The organism is Bradyrhizobium sp. 160 (genome assembly GCF_023073735.1).
Classification (GTDB): domain Bacteria; phylum Pseudomonadota; class Alphaproteobacteria; order Rhizobiales; family Xanthobacteraceae; genus Bradyrhizobium.
Window position 1 is genome coordinate 36077 of record NZ_JADPKD010000034.1, and the last position, 19694, is coordinate 55770.

Annotated in this window: 19 protein-coding genes; 7 read left to right on the plus strand and 12 right to left on the minus strand. The window is 62.8% G+C overall.

The window, feature by feature from the left end; all coding sequences use genetic code 11:
- Position 1 precedes the first annotated feature (1 nt).
- Entirely contained in the window at positions 2-1513 is a 1512-nt protein-coding gene (locus tag IVA98_RS14040; protein WP_346657716.1) for an acyl-CoA synthetase, read from the minus strand.
- Between the two features lie 89 nt (positions 1514-1602).
- On the opposite strand from IVA98_RS14040, the gene IVA98_RS14045 reads away from it, so the two are divergent.
- The 4 genes from IVA98_RS14045 to IVA98_RS14060 all read left to right on the plus strand — a co-directional run bounded on the left by IVA98_RS14045 (position 1603) and on the right by IVA98_RS14060 (position 4858).
- Positions 1603-2763, plus strand: a complete 1161-nt coding sequence (locus tag IVA98_RS14045; RefSeq protein ID WP_247332906.1) for a thiolase family protein — start codon at positions 1603-1605, stop codon at positions 2761-2763.
- Between the two features lie 4 nt (positions 2764-2767).
- On the plus strand, positions 2768-3148 hold the full coding sequence (locus IVA98_RS14050; protein WP_247332907.1) for a Zn-ribbon domain-containing OB-fold protein: 381 nt from the start codon (positions 2768-2770) through the stop codon (positions 3146-3148).
- Positions 3149-3167: 19 nt separating this feature from the next.
- Entirely contained in the window at positions 3168-3935 is a 768-nt protein-coding gene (locus IVA98_RS14055; protein ID WP_247332908.1) for an SDR family NAD(P)-dependent oxidoreductase, read from the plus strand.
- Positions 3936-4006: 71 nt separating this feature from the next.
- On the plus strand, positions 4007-4858 hold the full coding sequence (locus IVA98_RS14060) for a FadR/GntR family transcriptional regulator (protein ID WP_247355125.1): 852 nt from the start codon (positions 4007-4009) through the stop codon (positions 4856-4858).
- Positions 4859-4884: 26 nt separating this feature from the next.
- Here the strand turns inward: IVA98_RS14060 and IVA98_RS14065 are convergent, their stop codons facing one another.
- The 6 genes from IVA98_RS14065 to IVA98_RS14090 are packed head-to-tail and all read right to left on the minus strand — an operon-like array spanning position 4885 to position 10485.
- Positions 4885-5340, minus strand: a complete 456-nt coding sequence (locus IVA98_RS14065) for a Zn-ribbon domain-containing OB-fold protein (RefSeq protein ID WP_247332910.1) — start codon at positions 5338-5340, stop codon at positions 4885-4887.
- Positions 5337-6533: a thiolase C-terminal domain-containing protein gene (locus IVA98_RS14070; protein WP_247332911.1), complete on the minus strand. Its 1197-nt coding sequence runs from the start codon at positions 6531-6533 to the stop codon at positions 5337-5339. Before IVA98_RS14070 ends, IVA98_RS14065 begins: the two co-directional genes overlap by 4 nt.
- Positions 6530-7825 carry a CaiB/BaiF CoA transferase family protein gene (locus IVA98_RS14075; protein ID WP_346657717.1) on the minus strand — a complete coding sequence of 432 codons (1296 nt, stop codon included), beginning with the start codon at positions 7823-7825 and terminating at the stop codon, positions 6530-6532. Before IVA98_RS14075 ends, IVA98_RS14070 begins: the two co-directional genes overlap by 4 nt.
- A gap of 25 nt (positions 7826-7850) precedes the next feature.
- Positions 7851-8807: a PDR/VanB family oxidoreductase gene (locus IVA98_RS14080; RefSeq protein ID WP_247332913.1), complete on the minus strand. Its 957-nt coding sequence runs from the start codon at positions 8805-8807 to the stop codon at positions 7851-7853.
- A gap of 10 nt (positions 8808-8817) precedes the next feature.
- On the minus strand, positions 8818-10137 hold the full coding sequence (locus IVA98_RS14085) for a Rieske 2Fe-2S domain-containing protein (protein WP_247332915.1): 1320 nt from the start codon (positions 10135-10137) through the stop codon (positions 8818-8820).
- Between the two features lie 24 nt (positions 10138-10161).
- Positions 10162-10485, minus strand: a complete 324-nt coding sequence (locus tag IVA98_RS14090; protein ID WP_247332917.1) for a hypothetical protein — start codon at positions 10483-10485, stop codon at positions 10162-10164.
- Between the two features lie 180 nt (positions 10486-10665).
- Here IVA98_RS14090 and IVA98_RS14095 point away from each other — a divergent pair, with 180 nt between their 5' ends.
- Both IVA98_RS14095 and IVA98_RS14100 read left to right on the plus strand, forming a co-directional pair.
- A complete protein-coding gene (locus IVA98_RS14095) occupies positions 10666-11154 on the plus strand; it encodes a MarR family winged helix-turn-helix transcriptional regulator (RefSeq protein WP_247332918.1) in 489 nt (162 codons plus the stop codon).
- Between the two features lie 129 nt (positions 11155-11283).
- Positions 11284-12237, plus strand: coding sequence for a Bug family tripartite tricarboxylate transporter substrate binding protein (locus IVA98_RS14100; protein WP_247355187.1), 954 nt, complete (start codon positions 11284-11286; stop codon positions 12235-12237).
- 11 nt (positions 12238-12248) lie between these two features.
- On the opposite strand, the gene IVA98_RS14105 is transcribed toward IVA98_RS14100, so the two are convergent.
- From IVA98_RS14105 to IVA98_RS14125, 5 genes are all read right to left on the minus strand, one after another.
- Positions 12249-13217, minus strand: coding sequence for a Bug family tripartite tricarboxylate transporter substrate binding protein (locus IVA98_RS14105; RefSeq protein ID WP_247355127.1), 969 nt, complete (start codon positions 13215-13217; stop codon positions 12249-12251).
- Positions 13218-13282: 65 nt separating this feature from the next.
- Positions 13283-14467: a CaiB/BaiF CoA transferase family protein gene (locus IVA98_RS14110; protein ID WP_346657718.1), complete on the minus strand. Its 1185-nt coding sequence runs from the start codon at positions 14465-14467 to the stop codon at positions 13283-13285.
- Between the two features lie 24 nt (positions 14468-14491).
- Positions 14492-16714 carry an acyl-CoA dehydrogenase family protein gene (locus IVA98_RS14115; RefSeq protein ID WP_247332921.1) on the minus strand — a complete coding sequence of 741 codons (2223 nt, stop codon included), beginning with the start codon at positions 16712-16714 and terminating at the stop codon, positions 14492-14494.
- 9 nt (positions 16715-16723) lie between these two features.
- Positions 16724-17533 carry an enoyl-CoA hydratase/isomerase family protein gene (locus tag IVA98_RS14120; protein ID WP_247332922.1) on the minus strand — a complete coding sequence of 270 codons (810 nt, stop codon included), beginning with the start codon at positions 17531-17533 and terminating at the stop codon, positions 16724-16726.
- 56 nt (positions 17534-17589) lie between these two features.
- Positions 17590-18459, minus strand: coding sequence for a FadR/GntR family transcriptional regulator (locus IVA98_RS14125; RefSeq protein ID WP_247332923.1), 870 nt, complete (start codon positions 18457-18459; stop codon positions 17590-17592).
- Between the two features lie 81 nt (positions 18460-18540).
- Here IVA98_RS14125 and IVA98_RS14130 point away from each other — a divergent pair, with 81 nt between their 5' ends.
- The gene (locus IVA98_RS14130; protein ID WP_247332924.1) at positions 18541-19680 is read left to right on the plus strand and encodes an acyl-CoA dehydrogenase family protein; all 1140 of its coding nucleotides are present in this window, start codon (positions 18541-18543) and stop codon (positions 19678-19680) included.
- The last annotated feature ends 14 nt before the right edge of the window (positions 19681-19694 follow it).

The window sequence follows — 19694 nt, forward strand, 5'->3', positions numbered from 1 at the left end:
CTCAGATTCGTGTTGAACGTCCGGCCCAGAACGGCTCGCGCAGCTTTCGCTTGAAGATCTTGCCGCTCTCTTCGCGCGGCAACGTGTCGTGGAAAACCACCTCGCGCGGCACCTTGAAGGCCGCCAGGCGTTCACGGACGAAATTCCTGACATCGTCTTCAGTCAGCACCGCGCCCGCGTCGCGTTGAACCGCCGCATAGATGCGCTCGCCGAACTCTGCATCGGGAATGCCGAAAACCGCACAGTCCTGGACGCCCGGACAGCTTTGAAGCGCCGCTTCGATTTCGGCAGGATAGATGTTCACCCCGCCAGAGATGATCATGTCCCGTTTGCGGTCGTTGAGGAACAGATAGCCGTCGGCGTCGAGGTAGCCGATATCGCCGCAGGTGATCAGGCCGTCGATTTCCACAGAACGGCGGTCATCATCGCGGCCGTGATAGTTGAAATCCGGATAGGCCGGCGAGCGTGCGTAGATCTCGCCGCTGACGCCCGGCGGCAGTTCGCGGCGCTGCTCGTCGAATATCTTGATCGTGCCGCCGGGAGCGACACGCCCCACCGTTCCGGGTCTGGTGAGCCAGTCTTGCGACGTGCAAATCGTGGCAACGCCGGTTTCGGAGCCGCCGTAGGTTTCGACGAGGACCGGTCCCCACCAGGCGATCATCGCCCGCTTGACGTCCGGCGGACACGGCGCGCCGGTGTGCAGCACCAGTTCAAGCGAGGACACATCGTATTTGCGCCGCACCTCTTCCGGAAGCTTGAGTAGCCGCACAAAGAACGTCGGCACCATCACCAGCGTCGTCAAACGGTGGCGGTCGATCTGGCGGAGCAGTTCTTCGGGATCGAAGCGCGGTGACAGCACAAGCGTGTCGGCCAGCGCCAGGCCTTGCCGCGCGAAGGCGTTGGGCGAGGCATGATAGAGCGGTCCGCCGACATATGCGCGCATTCCTTCACGGCATCCATAGACGACACGGAACAGATCGCGCATCGCGGCGGCGTGTTGCGGCGTTGCCGGTTCGCGCCGGACGCCCTTGGGCCGGCCCGTCGTTCCGGAGGTATAGATCCAGGACGCGCGCGGCGGCAGCGGCGGCCTGTCCCATTCCGGCTGTGCGTCCAGCCAGCGGTCCCAATCCTGATCGCCGTCCCGCACTGCGACGGGATTGCCGTCTGCGCTCGACACGACGAGGATATCGCATGCTGCCGGAACGATCCGGCGCACCGGCTCAAGCAAGTCGGCGTGAACGACGAGCACCTTCGGCTTCGAGTCTCCCAACATATAGGTGATTTCGTCGGGGCTTGCGTGCCAGTTCAACGGCACCGCATAGGCACCGATGGCATTCGCGGCATGGGTCGCTTCGAGAAAGGCAAAATCGTTTCGCAGCAGCAGCGCCACGGCGTCATTTTCGCGAACGCCGAGCCTCGCAAGGCCGGCGGCGGCCCGGCGGCCGCGCGCCAGCAGTTCGGGCTTCGAGCGGGTGCGTTCACCGACGATGATCATCGCTGTTTCGTCGCTCACATTTCCTCCGTCCGCGGGTCTCCGCCCAACTTGACATCGGCATCAATATAATGGACTGACCATTAGATCAATAGACCAAGGAGCTACCCTTGAGCATTCGGGGCAAGGCCTGCATCGCCGGTATCTACGAGCACCCGACACGGAAGGCCGACGGGCTGTCGCTCGCCCAGATCCACGCCGAAGTCGCGCGCGGCGCGCTTGCCGACGCAGGCCTCAGCAAAGACGACGTGGACGGCTATTTCTGCGCCGGCGATGCGCCCGGGCTTGGTCCTATGAACATGGTCGAATACCTCAACCTCAAGCCGCGTCATGTCGATTCGACGGATACCGGCGGCTCCGCCTATGTTCTGGCGGTCGGCCATGCCGCGGCCGCGATCGCGCTCGGAAAATGCAGCGTCGCACTGATCACCTTGGCAGGCCGGCCCCGCGCCGCCGGCCAAAACCAGGTCCGTCCGGCAGCGGGCGCAACGGCAGATGCACCGTTCGAGGCACCCTTCAATCCCGTGATCGCGACGATGTACGGCGCAGCCGCTAATCGTCACATGCACGAGTTCGGAACCACATCGGAACAACTCGCCTGGATCAAGGTCGCGGCATCCCATCACGCTCAGCACAATCCACACGCCATGCTGCGGAACGTCGTGACAGTCGAGGACGTGCTGAATTCTCCGATGGTGGCCGATCCCCTGCATCGCCTCGACTGCTGTGTGATCAGCGACGGCGGTGGCGCGATCGTCCTCGTCGCCCCGCAAGTCGCGCGAAGCCTCAAAAGACCGGTCGTCAGCATTCGTGGGGCCGGCGAGGCAATCAAGCATTCCGCCGGTGGCAGGATTGATCTTACCTACAGCGGCGCCGTCTGGTCGGGACCGCGCGCATTTGAAGAGGCCGGCGTCCATCCATCAGATATCCAGTACGCCTCGATCTACGACAGCTTCACCATCACGGTGCTGATGACGCTGGAGGATCTCGGCTTCTGTGCCAAAGGCCAAGGCGGCCGCTTCGTGGCCGACGGAAATCTGATCTCGGGACATGGCAAGCTGCCCTTCAACACCGACGGCGGCGGCCTTTGCAACAACCATCCGGGCAATCGGGGCGGCATGACAAAAGTGCTCGAGGCTGTCCGTCAGTTGCGCGGCGAGGCCCATCCCGCCGTGCAGGTGCCCAACTGCGCGCTGGCCCTGGCGCATGGCACCGGCGGCTCGCTCGGAACACGCCATGGCAGTGCCACCGTCATTCTGGAAAGGCAGTAATTCCGTGTCGCAAAACCCTGCACCGTTCCCGAATCCCGAAATCCAGCCATATTTCGAGGCCCTTCGCGACGGGAAGCTGCTGATCAAAACGTGCACGCACTGCCGGCAACCGCATTTCTATCCTCGCGCAGGCTGCCCGTTCTGCTTTTCGGACGCGACCGAATGGCTGGAAAGCCGCGGCACCGGAACGATCTACGCCTACAGCGTGCTGCGCTCGGCCAAGGACCTGCCGGTTCTTGCCTATGTCACGCTCGACGAGGGCCCGACGCTGATGACATCAATAGTCGACAGTCCGGCGAGTGCCTTGTCGAATGGCGCAGCCGTCCGCCTGGTCGTTCGCCCAGGCGCTGACGGCATACTCGCGCCGATGTTCGCCCTGATCTGAAGCTTGAGGACGCAAAGCCATGCGCAACATCGTTTCCCTGGAAGGCAAGACTGTCGTCGTCACCGGTGCGGGCCAGGGCATCGGCCGAGCCACGATCAACCTGGCGCGAGAACTCGGCGCCAACGCGGTTGCCATCGACCTCAATCGCGACACGCTGTCGACCTACGACACGTCCGACCGCCAACTGATGACCATCACGGGCAGCGTGACGGATGAGGCGTTCGCAACGGATGCGGTCAAGAAGATCGTCGAGCGGTTCGGTGCGATCCATGGCCTGGTCAACAATGCCGGCATCACCCGGCCGGCGATGTCGGAGAAGATGACGCTTGCGCAATGGAATGCGGTCATCGAGGTGCATCTGACCGGAGCATTCCTGTGGACCCAGGCGGTGGGACGCACCATGCTGCAACGCGCAAAGGGCGGAGAGACCAACGTCGGCTCCATCGTCAATATCTCGTCCGATGCAGGGCGTGCCGGCGCGATGGGCCAGATCAACTATGCCGCCGCCAAGAGCGGCATGCTGGGGATGACGATGACCTCGGCCAAGGAATGGTCGAAGTTCGGGGTCCGGACCAATTCAGTCTGCTTCGGCGTGGTCGAAACGCCCATGACCGAAACCATCCGTGGCGACAAGTTCCGGGACGGGATACTGGCCCGCATTCCGATGGGGCGCTGGGCCCAGCCCGAAGAAGTGGTGCAGCCGGTATGTTTCCTGCTTTCGGACGCCGCCTCCTACATCACCGGCCAACACATCGCGGTCAACGGCGGTTTCCACATATCTATCTGATCCGCCAGCCGAAGCTCTTGCAAAGCGGCGGGTGCGGGCTGATGAACACCTGATAACCCCAGGGACGACTCATGCCGCAACAACGATCCAGGCCAGAGCCGCGTACCGGTCGAAAGACAGCGGATGGCGCGCCGGCGCCATCGGCTGGTGATCACGGGGATAGCCGATCTGCCGGAAAGCCCTTCCGTCCCATCAAGACCCGCCGGATCTTCGAGGAGATCTGCGATGCGATCCGCGACAAGCTCGTCAGCGGCGAACTGAAAGCCGGCGACCGGCTGCCGTCCGAGCGTGAGTTGTCCGAGATGCTCGATGTCAGCCGCACCGCATTGCGCGAAGCCATCCGCAGCCTCGAGATCGCCGGCATCGTCGAAATGCGAAAGGGCAGCCGGGGTGGCGCTTTCATCACCCGGAGCGGCGCCGGGCAGGTCACGCGGACGTTCCGTGACATGCTCGACTTCGGTCATGTGTCTCTGGCCACGTTGCTCGAAGCGAGGCTCATGGTGATGGACGCCGTGGTACGCGCCGCCTGCGAGCGCGCGAAGCCCGCGGACATCGAACGGCTAAGCAGGAATGTGGCCGAGACCATCGAGTTGACGAGGCAAGGCCGTTACGAGGAGCGGACGTTGAAGGCCGTCGAGTTCAGCACTTTGCTGGCAAACTCGACCGGCAACCAAGTGCTGTCGGCGATTCTGGAAGCCATGGCATCCGTGATCCGCCGCTTTGTCCTGATCGCCGGACCGCCCGCCCATGACCCGGTAATCGCCTCCCGCCTGCGGCTGATCGAGCAGATCAAGGCCAAGGATACCAAGGGCGCTTGTGAGACGATGCGCAGCTATCTCACCAAATTGAACGAGCACCTGCTGAATACCGAGAAAGTCCGGCTGCGCGGCGACGCCCGCCGTCGCTCGCGCGCGCCGGCCTGACGTCGGTTGGCCTCACCTCACCGCCTTCATGCGCTGGTTTGCCAATGCAGCAATGAATATCGCGGCATGGAGTCATGGTGATGCTCGAAGACGCCCTCGACATCAGTACCGATGGCGATGGCTTGTAGGGGATCGCCGAGCAGATTCCCCACCATGCGCACATTTCCGGCATGCGGCAGCTCCACCAGGACAGCAAGGTAAGGTCCACGCCCGCGCAATGCGTCATGGGAAGGGCTCCAGACCCGCTCCCAACTGAAGATGCGGCCGCGCGGCTCGACCTCGGTCCATTCGACGTCGAACGAATGGCAGTGGTGGCAAAGCCACTCCGGCCCGAACTGCCACGTCGTGCAGTGCGGACAGCGCTGCACCAAGAGGCGGTTCTGTTGCAACCCCGCCCAATACGGCGCCGATAATCCATCGTTTTCGGGGACCGGAATCGGCAGTCCCTCGGGAAGATAGGCCGCGCGCGGAGTGTCGCTCATAGCGTTGCTCCGGAGCCGAGGAGAAGGTTGCTGGCCGGCGTCACCATCGGCCCGCCGATCACCATCGCCACGTCGTTGCGGTTGACCTGGTTGACCGATTGGCCACGGATCTGGCGCACCGCCTCGATCACCAGTTCGAAGCCGTGCATGTAGCATTCGGCGAGATTCCCGCCGCTGGTATTCAGCGGAAGCCGCCCGGAGGGCGCAATCAGATTGTCGAGCACAAGAAAATCGTTCGCCTCCTCGGGCTTGAAGAAGCCATGCTCGGCCAGCGCCATCACCACGCCACCGGTAAAATTCTCGTAGCTTTGAACGACGTCGACATCGGCAGGGCCGATTCCCGCCATGCGGTAAAGCGCCGGCGCGAGCGTTTCGAAACTGGCGCTGGCATATTGCGGTGAATTATACGGCATCGCTCCGCTGCGATATCCGGCGCCAGTGGCCGCCCCGAGGATGTAGGCGGGCTTGTTACGGAAATCGCCGGCCCGCTCCTCGGGCACGAGGATGATCGCCGCGGCGCCGTCATTCTCCATGCAGCAATCGAAAAGATGAAACGGCTCGGTAATCCAGCGCGAGGCGTCGTACTTTTCGGGATCGAGCGGCTTGCCGAACATCACCGCGCGGGGGTTCGACTGCGCATGATGGTACGAGGCCAGCGCAATCGCCCGCATGGCTTCCTGCCGAACGCCATGCTCATGCATGTAGCGCCGCACGCGCATCGCAAAGCGCTGCGGCGGCGCCAGCACCCCATACGGCATCAGATACGCCCTCTCGCCGGAGATGGTGCCGATATCGCCGGCTTGTCCAAAGCGTCCGTACTGCCCTTGCGCCAGCGAGCGGAACACCACGACGCAATCCGCAAGGCCAGCAACGATCGAAGCAGCGGCGTTGGCCACCGCCGCGCAGCAGCCCCCACCTCCCCCGCCGCATTGCATGGTGGTCGTGCTCAGCCGGCGTATGCCGAGCGCTGCCGCCAGGCGCGCCGCATCGCTGCGGTCGTCACTGTACGACGAGAACCCGTCGATCTCGCGCGGATCGAGCCCGGCATCGTTGCAGGCCGCCAGGATCGCCTTGAGGGCCAGCTTGAATTCGGGGTCGGGCGATGCGCCGTGGCGATAGTAATCCGTCTCGCCGATGCCGACCACGGCAACACGGCCCCGCAGCGTGCGTTCGCCTATTGCCCGCGCGGTCATGCCTTGACCGCCCGCGGGAGGGCGTCGGCACCAAAAGCGCCAGCCTCGGCCAGCCGCGCGAGGCGCGTTTCATCATAGCCAAGCAGATCGAGGAGCACCTGCCCGGTATGCTGGCCGACAGCGGGAGCGGCTACGGGATCGACGACCGGCGTTTGCGAATAGCGGATCGGCAGGCTGACGTTCGGTATCCACCCCACTTCATCATGAGGAATCCGCGTGACGATGCCGCGCTCGCGCGCTTCCGGAGAGCGGATCGCCTCGCCGACGGTCCGGACCTTGCCGCAAGGCACAGCCGCGGCGCGCATCTTCGACTGCCAGTGCGACCAGGGATGCTGCGCGAACGTTTCGCGGAGGATCGCAAACAGTTCATCGCGCCGGCGAATGCGATCGGCTCCGGTCGCATAGAGATCTGACGATGCAAGATCGGGACGATCGATCACCTGCGACATCAGGCGCTGGAAAATCTTGTCGTTGCCGCAGTTGATGTAGAAGGTGGAATCGGCGGCCTGAAAGACCCCCGAGGGGCAGGTGTCGGGACTGGTGTTGCCGTGGCGCTGCGGATCCGTTCCGGTGAACAACTGCTGCAGCGACGCATAGCCGGTCATCAGAACGGCAGTGTCGAACAGCGATACCTCGATGGCCTGACCCATGCCGGTGCGTTCGCGTGCGACAAGTGCGCCGAGAACGGCATTGCTGGCCATCATCGCCGTGCTGATATCCATGACCGGCGACAGTGCACGCACGCCCTCGCGGTCCGCGTAGCCGTTCATGGATACAAACCCGCTCTCGACCTGGGCGATGGGATCGAAGCCGAGCCGGTCTGAGAAAGGTCCTTCCCGGCCGTAGGCGGAGACCGAGCAATAGATGATCGATGGCGCGATCTGACGACAACTCTCGTAACTAAGCCCGAAGCGCTCCATGACCCCAGTGGAGAAATTCTCGACCACAACATCCGCCGTGCGGATCAGGTCCCGTGCGACCTCGACGCCCTCGGGCGATTTCAGATTGATCGCCACGCTTCGCTTGTTGCGATTGGTCCACAGGAACGGCGCACCATAGTTCAGCCTGGCATCAATTGGCGGGTAGCGCCGCAGGTCGTCGCCACGCACAGGGGCCTCGACTTTGATCACCTCGGCACCCATGTCGGCCAGGATCATCGTCGCGAACGGCCCTGCAATGAAATGCGAGAAGTCCACGACCCTGATCCCGGCAAGCGCCTTGGGCGCATCAGTTGTTCGGGGCGTGTGCTCCGGAAACTCCGCTTCGATCCGATCCAGCATCTTTCCATCCATATGGCTTTGTTTCGAGATGATCCGGTCAAAGATCGAGCACAAGCGTGCCGGACTTGGATCCCGAACAGCAGATCATAATGGTCTTGTTCGCCGCCCGCTCTTCCGGACTCAGGAACAGGTCGCGATGATCGGGGATTCCCTCGATCACCCGCGTTTCGCAGGTCCCGCAAACGCCTTCCGAACAGGCGTAATTGGCCATGACGCCGGCATCGATAACGGCATTTAGAATGGTCTTGCCCGGCTCGACCGCGATCGTGCGATTGCTGCGCGCCAGTCTGACCTCAAATCCGCCGTCGACGGCCGGCGCTTGTTTGGCCTGGAAATACTCGATGTGGACATGCCCCGCCGGACGGCCCGCGGTGACTTTCTCGAAGGCTTCCAGCATCGGCACCGGGCCGCAGCAATAGAGATGCGCGCTGGCGGGCGTATTTCCGACGATGGCGGCAAGATCGAGGGGCCGCCCGCCATGTTCATCGTCAAAGTGGAAATGGAGCTGTGCGTCAGAGCCGATGGCGCCGAGCTCGCCGAGAAATGCCGCAGCCCGCCGCGTCCTTGCCGCGTAGGACAATTTCCAGGGGCGGCCCAGCGCTTGCAGGCGCTGGATCATCGACACCAGCGGCGTGATGCCGACGCCGCCTGCGATCAGCAGCGAAGATTCCGCATCCTCATGCAGCGCAAAATTGTTTCGGGGCAAGGAGACCGCAACGATATCGCCGGCCTTTAAGGTGTCGTGGACGAAGCTCGAGCCGCCCCGCCCGGCAGCATCCTTGTTGACGGCTATGACGTAGCGATGCCGTTCACTCTGATCGTTCACGAGCGAATAGCTGCGGATCATGCCGTTCTTCAGATGCAGATCGATGTGGCTGCCGGCGGTGAAGGGTGCGAGGTCGCCTCCCGCCGGAAGCACCAGCTCATAGGAATTGATGGTCTCGGCTTCATAGCCGATGCGCTTCACTCGCAGTTCCTGCAGGTCGGTAGCCATATCGAAGCGCTCAAAGCTCGTAGCCGAAGTCCGCGCCGAGCTTCGCCCGCATGAAAGGCGCGCCGGAATCGATCCAGGAGTCCTCGGGCGGCAGCCGCAAGGACACCGCGCGGACCATGAACACGTCCGGATCGGCGACACCTTTCGGCCTGATGCCGTGGTCGCGATAGGCGCCGAGTGCTTCCAGAATGAACCGTCTGGTCATCGCGATGCCGGTATCGCTGGAGCATAAATTCTCTTTGGTGCGGTCGGCGATCGGCGACACCCCGCTCTGGCACGCGCCGTCCTGGACCCAAAGACCGGGAAGACCGGAAAACCATGTCGTCCGCTGTGCTTCGTAGTCGAATTGATATCCGTTCTGCGGATTGTACTTCGTCCAATAGTCGGCGTACGGCACCGTCACCGGCTGCTTGACCAGCGCGTGGCGGCTGGCGTGGCCGCTCTCCCGGCCCTTGTGCCCTTCCGCAAAGACCTCGCGCGTCTTGGCCAGCAGCGGCTGCGAGGGATGATAGGAGAACATGATGCAGAGCGTGTTCTCGTCGTCGATGGGCACCCATGCATGGCCGCTGAGATCGGGAAACGGCGATAGCGGCGGAACGAGCGTGTAGAACGGCAGCATGAACTGATTGACGCGCCAGTAGAGCGTATTGGCGTCGTAGTTCCGGCGTGCCGCAATGCTCATGCCGAAATCCTGCCTGACGCATTCGAAGGTCGGGCGGAGGTCGCGCTTCTGGATCCACGCGCTGGTGGTGCCCTGCGCGTCGAGACGGCCGTGAAGCAACGGCGCATGCGCGGAATCGATCTCGCCTTCGACGGCCTGCAGCCAGTTGCACTCCTGAACCCGCACCGAGATGTGAACCTGCTCCTCCGGGACAAGATTCCACTCGACATTCGGCAGCGGCGGAGGCGCGGCCTGATCCGGCCCCAGATAGGCCCAGATCATTCCGTTTCGCTCGCGGCAGGCATAGGCCTTGATGTGCACCCGTTCCTTGAGCCGGCTGCGGACCGGTTCGGCCGGCATGTCCATCACCGCGCCGGTCACGTCGAACTTCCAGCCGTGATAGACGCAGCGCAGGCCGCAATCCTCGTTGCGGGCGAAAACCATCGGCGCGCCCCGGTGCGGACAGGCCTGGTCGACCAGACCAACGCGGCCCTCGGTGTCGCGGAAAGCCACCAGATCCTCGCCAAGCAGTCGGATGCGCTTCGGCTGTCCATCGCGCGCCAGATCGGCGGACGGCAGAAACGGAATCCAATAGAGCCGGAACAACTCCCCCAGCGGAGTGCCCTTGCCGACTCTTACCAGCCGCTCGTTGTCCTCGTGCGAGAGCATGATTTTCTCCTCGATCGCTTTTTGTCAGGTTCGATTTTGGGTCGTTCTCGCATCCAGCAAGGCTATGACCCGATCAGACAATCCGAGATCGCGCGCCGTCCATAACGGGTCGGATGAAGCAAGCGGCTGCCGCGGAATCGGCGGCAGCTTTCCGGCCTCGACCAGCCTGACGATCATTTCGATCCGCCGACGCTCCAGATCCTTCAGCACGTCTTCAACGACGACCCCTTCCGCGGTGCACCCGGGAAGCTCCGGATAAGCGAGGCGAACGAGCCATTCTCCAGGCTCGGTCTCGACGGCTTCCGCCTCGAGCAGATACGGAATCGACAACAGAGCGCGCAGATCCAACGCAGGGCCTCCCCTGGGGCTCTCTTCTCCGAGCCGCCATTTAGTACGTATGCGTATCATATCGCCGTGGCGCTGGCAATCATCCGGATGCCCGCCGGCAACGCCATTCGCCGCGGTTGAGAGGCCACGGCCAAGCTGCTAACCGCTTGTTGCACTGGAGCAGTTGGGGAACGAAGCGCCATGTCAGTCAAAAAGGACGAAGCTGGAGATCCGGTAGCCACGCTGGCACATCAGTGGAGACTGGAAAGCGGCATCGGATTTCTGCTGCGCCTGCTCGAAGCCAAATATGACGGGCTCTACCAGAGCGTAACGCGGCAAACCGACATCACGCCCCGCCAGTTCGGCGTGCTGATGGCGTTGCTGCAGGAGGGGCCAATGACCGCATCGGCCCTTGCAGAACGCATCAGTTGCGACCGGAACACGCTGAGCGAAATGCTGAAGCGGATGACCGCGCGCAGGCTGATCTCCAAGAAGAGCCATCCCGGCGATCGCCGTTCCATCCAGGTCCAGATCACTGCCAAGGGCACCAGCGCGCTGATGGCCGTGGTTCCGGCCGCGGCTCGGCTGCAGGATCTCATGCTTGCTCCCTTGAGCCAGGACGACCGCGCTCATTTCCTGCGTTGCATGCTGGCGATCGCGAAGTCTCCCCCTCCCGAATCCGACACCTGAGGCCCGCAGCCGCTGCCAGACCGCCGCTTGCCCGGCCATGGTGGTTGAAATCCCCTGGCCGATACGATACGTATACGTACTAAAAATATTTCCGAGGCGCCATAGAGCGTCCGTCGAGGGGAGGTGCTGATGCGCGCGCTGGTTCTGTTGCTGTCGTTCCTATTCACAGCCCCTGTTCTGGCCGAGGGGTATCCGGAGCGTGCGATCCGGATGATCGTGCCCTATCCGGCAGGCGGCTCCACCGACATTCTCGCGCGGGCCATCCTGCAACCCCTCACGGAAATCCTTGGCAAACCGGTCATCATCGACAACAAATCGGGTGCGGGAGGCATCATCGGCACGACCGAAGCGGCTCGGGCAACGCCGGACGGATACACGATCGTATTCGGCAACCTCGGACCGAACGCGCTGAACGCGAGCCTCTACAAGAAGCTCGCCTACGATCCTATCCGCGATTTCGTGCCGATGTCGAAGGTTGTCGACGTGCCGTTCCTGCTGGTGACGGCGCCGTCGACCGGGATCAGCAGCGTCACCGATCTGATCGCACGCGGCAAGAAGGATCCCAACGCCCTCACCTATGCGTCGGTCGGGCAAGGATCGGCCTCTCATGTCACGGCGGAGTTGTTTCGCCGTCAGGCCGGCATTGAAATGCAGCATGTTCCGTATCGTGGGGGCGCACCGGCAACGAACGATACGCTGGCGGGCCAGGTTTCGGTCTACTTCATCACCCCGCTCGAAGGCATGGGTCAGGTCCAGGCCGGCATGCTCAAATCGCTCGGCATCAGCACGGCGGAGCGCTCGCCGCTGTTTCCGGACATGCCGAGCATCAACGAGGCGCTTCCCGGGTTTCAGGTGGTGGTGTGGTTTGGGATCCTCGCGCCTGCCGGCACCCCGCCAGAGATCGTGGCCAGGCTGAACGACGCGGTCACGCGCGCCGTCGCGACGCCGTCCGTGCAGGAGGCTCTCAAGAAGCTCGGCGTCGAACCGAAGAGTTCAACGCCGGCAGCTTTCGCGGCCACCATCCGTACCGATGTCGACAAGTGGGCGAAGGTAGTGAAGGAGGCCAACATCACTCTCGACTAGCATCGTCTCCGCTATTCGGTCTTGACGTTGCGTTCCTCGATCACCTTGCGCCAGGACGGGATTTCGGCGGCGATCAGGGCGTGCAGTTCGGCAGGCGTGCTGGCCCTGGCCTCGACGCCATAGGAGAGAAAGCGATCCCGTATCTGCGGCATCGCCAAGACCGTGCCAAGCGCGGCGTTGAGCTTGGCCACGACGTCCGGCGGAGTGCCGGCAGGTGCCAGAATGCCGAACCACGTTTCGACCGAATAGCCCTTCAAGGCACTGCCGATGGAGGCCGCACCGGGAGCAACCGGCGAAGGACCTGGCGAGGAAACCCCGAGCAGCTTCACCTTGCCGGAGCGGATGTGCTCGTTCAGCGTATCGGAAGTGGTGGTGAGCAGAATGTCGACCTCGCCGGCAAAGATCGCAAGCGTCGTCGGCGCCTGGCCTCTGTATGGGACGTGGACCATTTGCAGACCTGCCTGATTGAGGAAGCGCTCGGTGCTCAGATGCCCGAGCGAGCCTGGTCCGGCGGAAGCATATAGCATCGGCTTGCTCTGCGCCTTGGCATAGGCAATCAGCCCGGCGACGTCGGTTACGGGCACTTTTTCGCTTGCCACCAGAACCAGCGGCGCCGTGGAGACCAGCGACACCGGCGCAAAGCTCTTCAGCGGATCGAAATCGATGCCTTTCTGCAGCAACGGCGCGATCGAAATCGGCCCATTGTTGGCAAACAGAAGCGTGTAGCCGTCGGCATCCGATCGAGCCGCTTCGTTGGAACCGGTTGTGCCGGCCGCACCGCCGCGATTGTCGATGACGATCGGCTGGCCGAGGATTTTTGTCATGGGCTCCTGCAGTGCACGCGCCATGATGTCGGTCGAACCGCCCGCGGGATATGGCACGATGAGCCGGATCGGACGCGACGGATAATTGTCCGCTGCGGCGGGCGCGACGAGGATCGCCGCTCCGAATATGAAAGCCAGAACACGTAGCACCTTCACGTCGATCCTCCCACGCTGTTATTGATTATCTTGCGTTAGAAAAATTCGCGGCTAACAGCATCGCATCACGGCGACGTCCCACCTTTTCCAAATGCGCCGGCGGCAGCGGCCTGTCCGATGTCATTTTTGGACAGGCCGAGCACGCGCGCGAGAATCTCGTCCCGGTGCTCGCCGACGGCGGGGATGTCGTGGCCGATTCCAGTCTGCGCGCCCGACATCCGCCACGGCGCGTTGACGCCCTTGAACTCGCCTGCGACGTCGGCGATCGGCGCGAATACGCCTCGGGCTGACAATTGCGGATCATCCAGCGTTTCCGCGGGATCGCGAAAGCGGGCGCTCGGAATGCCGGCGCGATCGAGCGCTGCCAGGCACTCATCTACGGAGTGCTGCATCGTCCACCGCTCGACGACCTGCATCATCGCGCTCCAGTTCGCGCCACGCGTCGCCACCGAGCCAAAACGAGGGTCGGACGAAAGCTCCGGTAGGCCCGTCAGGTCGCGAAGCGCCGCAAAATTGCGCGCCGACACCGGCGCGATCAGGACATCGCCGTCCTTGGCGCGCACGGGACCATAGGTCGGGCGTGCCACCGGCGCCGAGAACTGCGCTTCCTGCAGCTCATACACCAAAAGGTTCAGCATGCAGTCCATCAGAACGACATCGACATGCTGCCCCGCTCCCATACGCTCCCGTTGCACCATCGCGGTTTGAATCGCCGAGAAGCCGAAAACGCCACCGAGAATATCGGCAACGAACACCGCTCCCGCCGCCGGCCGGTCGCGATCGCCGGCATAGCGCATCAGCGCGCGGTCGAAGCCGCTCTCGGCATGAACGATCATTGCATAGGCTGGACGTTCCGATTGCGGACCGGTCTGGCCGTAACCGGATATAGAGCAATAGATCAAACGGGGATTGATCTTGCGAAGCGCCTCATATCCGAGACCCAGGCGCTCCATGACGCCGGGCCGGAAATTCTCAACCAGAATATCCGTGCTTTCGACCATGCGATGCACGAGCTTGATCGCCTCGGACGATTTGAGGTCCAGCGCGATGCTCTTCTTGCCGGCATTGAGCTGACCGAAATAGGCGCTTTGGCCGTCGCGAAGGGGCGCGCGCAGACGCATCTCTTCGCCTTCCGGCGGCTCGATCTTGATCACTTCGGCTCCGACATCCGCCAGCAACCGGGCGCAATAGGGTCCGGCGAGCATGATGGAGAAATCCAGCACGCGGACGCCCTCGAGTGGTGATTTCAATGATTGGCCCTGCATCATCGGTTCCTATCGAGGTAAACCAAGCGCACGCTGCGCAATCAAGCTGCGCTGAATTTCGTTCGTTCCGATGCTGATCACCCACATCAGGGAATGACGCAGGTTTTGCTCTAAGCGGCCGTTGTCTATGGCGCCCGGCATCTGTTCGGACAGCGCCGCGCGCATGCCGAGCATGTCGAGCGCGGCTTCGCCAAAGCGTTCCATCAGCTCGCTGGAAAAGACCTTGCTGATCGCGCCATATTCCGGCGGCGTGATGCCGTCGGCGGCAAGGTCGGCGCAATGCATCATCAGCAGGCGGCCGATCTCGATTTCGCAGGCGAACGCCGCCATGCGGTCCCGGACAATCGGATCTCCACTCAACTCCTGCCGGGCCACGACGTGCTGGCGCAGTTGTTCAAAGGCATGCGCAACTTTCAGCGCGATGCCGCCGCCGACCAGTCCGCGCTCGAAAGCAAGCGCTCCAGTCAGGACTTTCCAGCCTTCGTTTTCACCACCGACGAGGTTCTCCAGGGGCACGCGAACATCGTCGTAGAAAATGTTGGCGAACGTTCCATCGTACATGGTGGTTGCCGGCCGGATCGTGATCCCGGGCGTGTTCATTGGCACGATGAACATGCTGATGCCGGCATGGGGCCTCGCGTTCTTGTCGGTTCGCGCCGCCAGGAACATGTATTTTCCCCACCAGGTCGTGGTCCAGATCTTCTGGCCGTTAATGACCCAATGGTCGCCGTCGCGGACTGCGCTGGTCCGCAGCGCCGCGAGGTCGGATCCTGCCTGCGGCTCGCTGTAACCCATCCCATGCATGGCCTCGCCGCGGAGAATTTCCGGCAAATATTTCTTCTGTTGCTCGGGCGTTCCGAACATCATCAAGGCGTTGGCCTGGATCGACGCGCCGATGCGCGGAGCCTCGTTTTGCTCCATGGTCTCCATGAAGGCGATTTGCTCTAGCGGCGAACGCGCCTGGCCGCCGAACTCCTGGGGCCAGCCGAGCCCAATCCAGCCGGTGCTTCCCATATCGGCAGCAAACTCAGCGTCGAACTCGCGCTTTGCGAACGGTTTGGCGTCAAACGCGGCCTTTCTGCCGCCCGCCCAGTTTCGCGCAAGCCACCGCCTGACATGTTCGCGCAGTTCGTTCCCGGCGGGACCAAGATCATATTGCGGCATCCCTGCACCGCCATTGTCGAACAGATGGGCAGCGAGGCTTCGTCTGGCATGGGCCGCGCCGCCAAGGGCTATGGTGTCCAAATGCACGCGCTTGAAGTGCAGAGGCGCTTCGTGCTCTTCGGCGTAGCCGATGGCACCGAATGTGTGCTGCGTCTCCAGCGAAACGCGTCGCAAAGAAGGGCCCGCGAACGCCATGGCGCAATCGGAGAAATACGCCCAGTCGTGGTCGCTCTCGTCCCGCAGCTTTGCCGCGTGGTGCAGAACGAGGCGAACGCCCTCGAGGTCGATGAAGCAGTTGGCTAGCTTGTGCTGGATCGCCTGAAACCGCCCGATCGGTTGGCCGAACTGCTGCCGCTCCCTGGCATAGGCCACGGCTAGCTCGAACGCACGACGCGCGGCACCATGGGCGCGGGCCAGTAGCGCCAGACGGGCGATCGATCGTAGGTCGCTCAAGCTGATGTCAGCAGCAGGAACAAGTTTTGCGGGCGCGGCATCGAGCGTCAGTTCCCAATTGCCCCAGGTACCCATCGCGCGCGTCGGCATGCGATTAACGCCGGGAGCCCGAAGGTCGACGAGCGCAAGCTGTGTCTCGTCCACTGGCGCGAGCAGGTGCGTAGCGCTACCCGCCGCCTCGACGAACCGAAGCAATCCCGTTGCCGCCTCGCCATGAAGCGTGATCGAGCCGATACCGGGATCGGAATCGAACGCAGCGAAGGAAAAGACAATACGCGCCGCGCCCACGTGAAGCGCTTTTCGCAACTCACCTGTACCGGGAGAGGCATGCGACAACGCGAGATTGGCCAGCACGGCAGACCACATCGGAGCTGGGCACGCCGCGCGGCCGAGTTCTTCCATCGCCGCCAGGATCTCGCGAAGGCCGCCCTCCCCCGGATCGGCGCCCAGAACCGCGACACCTTGCCGGGCCAGCTTGTCCCATATGTTGGTGATCGCGTCCGGCGATGCACCATCCTTCATGCAGTCGGCGCGCCAATGCGCTTCGAGAAACCCGCGCAAGGAATCGCGAAGCATGCCCGCAACGTTGTCGCTTTCGATGCCGGAGGCCGCCATCGCGAGAGCCTACGCCTGACCGAACCTCGGCTTGCGCTTCTCCTTGAAGGACATGGTTGCCTCCTTGTGATCCGCTGTCTCGAACGTGACCTGCTCTAGCGCCATTGACGCCTCAAGCAGCATGTTCACGCGATCCTTCACGATCTGGTTGATCGACAGCTTGGTCCAGCGGATCGCCCAGGTTGGGCCGTTCGCCAGTTCAATGGCGATCTCCCGCGCCTTGCCCAGCACGTCAGCACGAGGAACCACATGATTGACCAGGCCAATCCGTTCGGCTTCCCTGCCCTTGAGCAGCGTGCCGCGGATCAAGAACTCCTTGGCCTTGTTGATGCCGACCAGCAACGGCCAGATCACGGTGCCGCCGTCTCCGGCAACCAGCCCGACGCGCGAGACGTGCGTGTCCCCAATGCGCGCATCCTCGGACATGACCGTGATGTCGCATAGCAGCGCATGGGTCGCAGCGAGCCCGATTGCATCGCCATTGATCGCCGCAATGATGGGCTTGTCGAGCTCGAGCTGCCGGGTAACGCCGCGGCGGCTGATCATGGGATCATGCACCTCGCCTTCCTCGAGGACATCCCCGCCGGGGCGCTCCGACATCGCCTTGACGTCGCCTCCGACGCTGAAGAAATCGCCGGCACCGGTCAGCACCACGACGCTAACGGCATGGTCATCGGCTAGGTCGTCCCAGATCGTCCGCAGCTCGCGGATCAGCTTCTGATTGATCGCATTGCGCGACTGCGGCCGGTTCAGGGTCACCGTCGCCACCTTCTCCGACACGTCGACCTTGAGGCATTCATATTTCGCGTAGTTCGACACTTTGTTCCTCCCGTTGTTGTCGTGGTTTGAGCTCAGGCCGCTGGCTCCAAGCCCGGCTAGCGGCGCATGCCCGGCTGGACCTCAGCCAGCGCGACATGCAGCGACATCGCGCCTGGGTCCTGCTCGAGCATTCGCTGAACAGCTTCGAGATGCGCGCGCATCAAGCGGCGCGCCGATGAGGTGTTTCGTTCGGCTATGGCGGAGAGCAATTGCCGCCGCCGCTCAGCCAGCCGGCTCATCGCAACGCCGCTCGAGGCCACCTTGGCGTAGACAAAGCGCATGTGAATTTCTGTCACGGCATCCATGATCATTGCGATGACCTTGTTTCCAGTCGAAGCCGCCAGCAGCTTGTAGAATTCGCGGGAGCATTCGACCCGATCGAGCAGCCTCCCTTCCTTGGTCGCAAGCTCGGTTCGCCGGATGTTGGCCTCCAGCGCCTCGAGATCGGACTGACGTGCATGGTCGCACGCAAGACCGACGACGAGGTCGAGCACGTGGACACGCGCCTCGGACAACTCCCGGACCGAAATCGTGCCGAGGCTCAGCATGTCCCGCATGACGTCGTTCATGCGGCTGGTGTCGCCCTCCTGGATGAAGGCACCGCCTTTGACGCCCTTTAGCAATCGAAGCACGCCGGCCATCTCGAGGCTGCGCAACGCCTCCCTCAGGACATTCCGGCTCACACCGAGCTGCTGAGCGAGATCGCGCTCCGGAGGCAGCTTGTCGCCGGGCTTCAGCAACCCGAGCGCCAGCTGCTCGCGAATGCGTTCGCAGATCTCCTCGAACGCCCGCCTCGTATGGATCGGCCGGAACCTGGGGGCCGGCGCGGGACTTGCCGTCGCCCGATGTTCGGCCGGGCGCTCCCGCCTGCCGGACGAAATATTGCGTGAATGCGCACCGGCGCGGGGGCTTGACTTGGTGTCCATGTGGTGAATTATTAAATGGATCACCCATTCAATGGAAGCCCTTTTTCGCTTTCACTCAAAAATGTCCACCAACGAGGGTCCATGAGCTTTTCCGAGGAGCAGATCGCCTTCCGCGACACCGTCCGCAAAATGGCCGAGAAGCATGTGGCGCCGATCGCCGCCGAAATCGACGAGACCGACCGCTTTCCGACCGAGCTCGTGAAGCTGTTCGGCGAAATGGGGTTGATGCAGCTCTGGGTGCCGGAGCAATATGGCGGCCCAAATGGCAATCTCACCATGGCCTGCATCGCGCGCGAGGAGATCTCGAGAATATCTCCGGCCTGTGCTTCGATTGCCTGCCTGAACACGATGTTCATTATGCCGCTGCTCCATTTCGGTTCGGAGGAACAGCGAAAGAAGTACCTGCCGATCATCGCCAAGGGCGGTGTCGTCACGGCAATTGCCATTTCCGAGCCGCAGGCCGGCTCAGACGTCACCGCGATCGCAACGCGCGCCCGGAAAGATGGTGATTGCTATATCCTAGATGGCCGCAAGCAGTGGTGCAGTTATGGAGTGGTCGCCGACTACATCGTGGTGATGGCACGGACCAGCGACAGTCCGGGCGCCGACGGCATAAGCGCCTTCATTGTCGAACCGAAGAAGATGGCGGGGATCTCTTTTGGCCGTCATGAGCGCAAGATGGGATTCCGGGGCGCGCCGAACACTCCGATCTTCTTCGACAATGTGCGTGTACCGCTGGAAAATCTGGTCGGGGAAGAAGGCAAGGGCTTTCGAGCCTCGATGCGCGCCCTCGATCTCAATCGGCCGACCATTGGAGCCCAGTCTGTCGGACTGGCTCAGGGCGCACTCGACGCCTGCGTCGCCTACGCGAAAGAGCGCAAGCAGTTCAAAAAATCGATCTCGGAATTCCAAGGCGTGCAATTCATACTCGCGGACATGGCGATGCAAATCGAGGCGGCGCGCGCGCTGGTATATGAGTGCGCACGAGCCGGCGACGCGAGTGATTGGAAGCGCCTGAATGTTCTCGCCAGCATGGCTAAGTGTGTGGCTAGCGACATGGCCATGAAGGTGACAACGGATGCGGTGCAGATCTTTGGGGGATACGGCTACACCATGGATTATCCCGTCGAGCGCATGATGCGCGACGCAAAGCTAACTCAGATATTTGAGGGCACGAACCAGATTCAGCGGGTCGTCATCGCCCGAGAGTTGCTCATTTAGCCAAACGCAGCCCT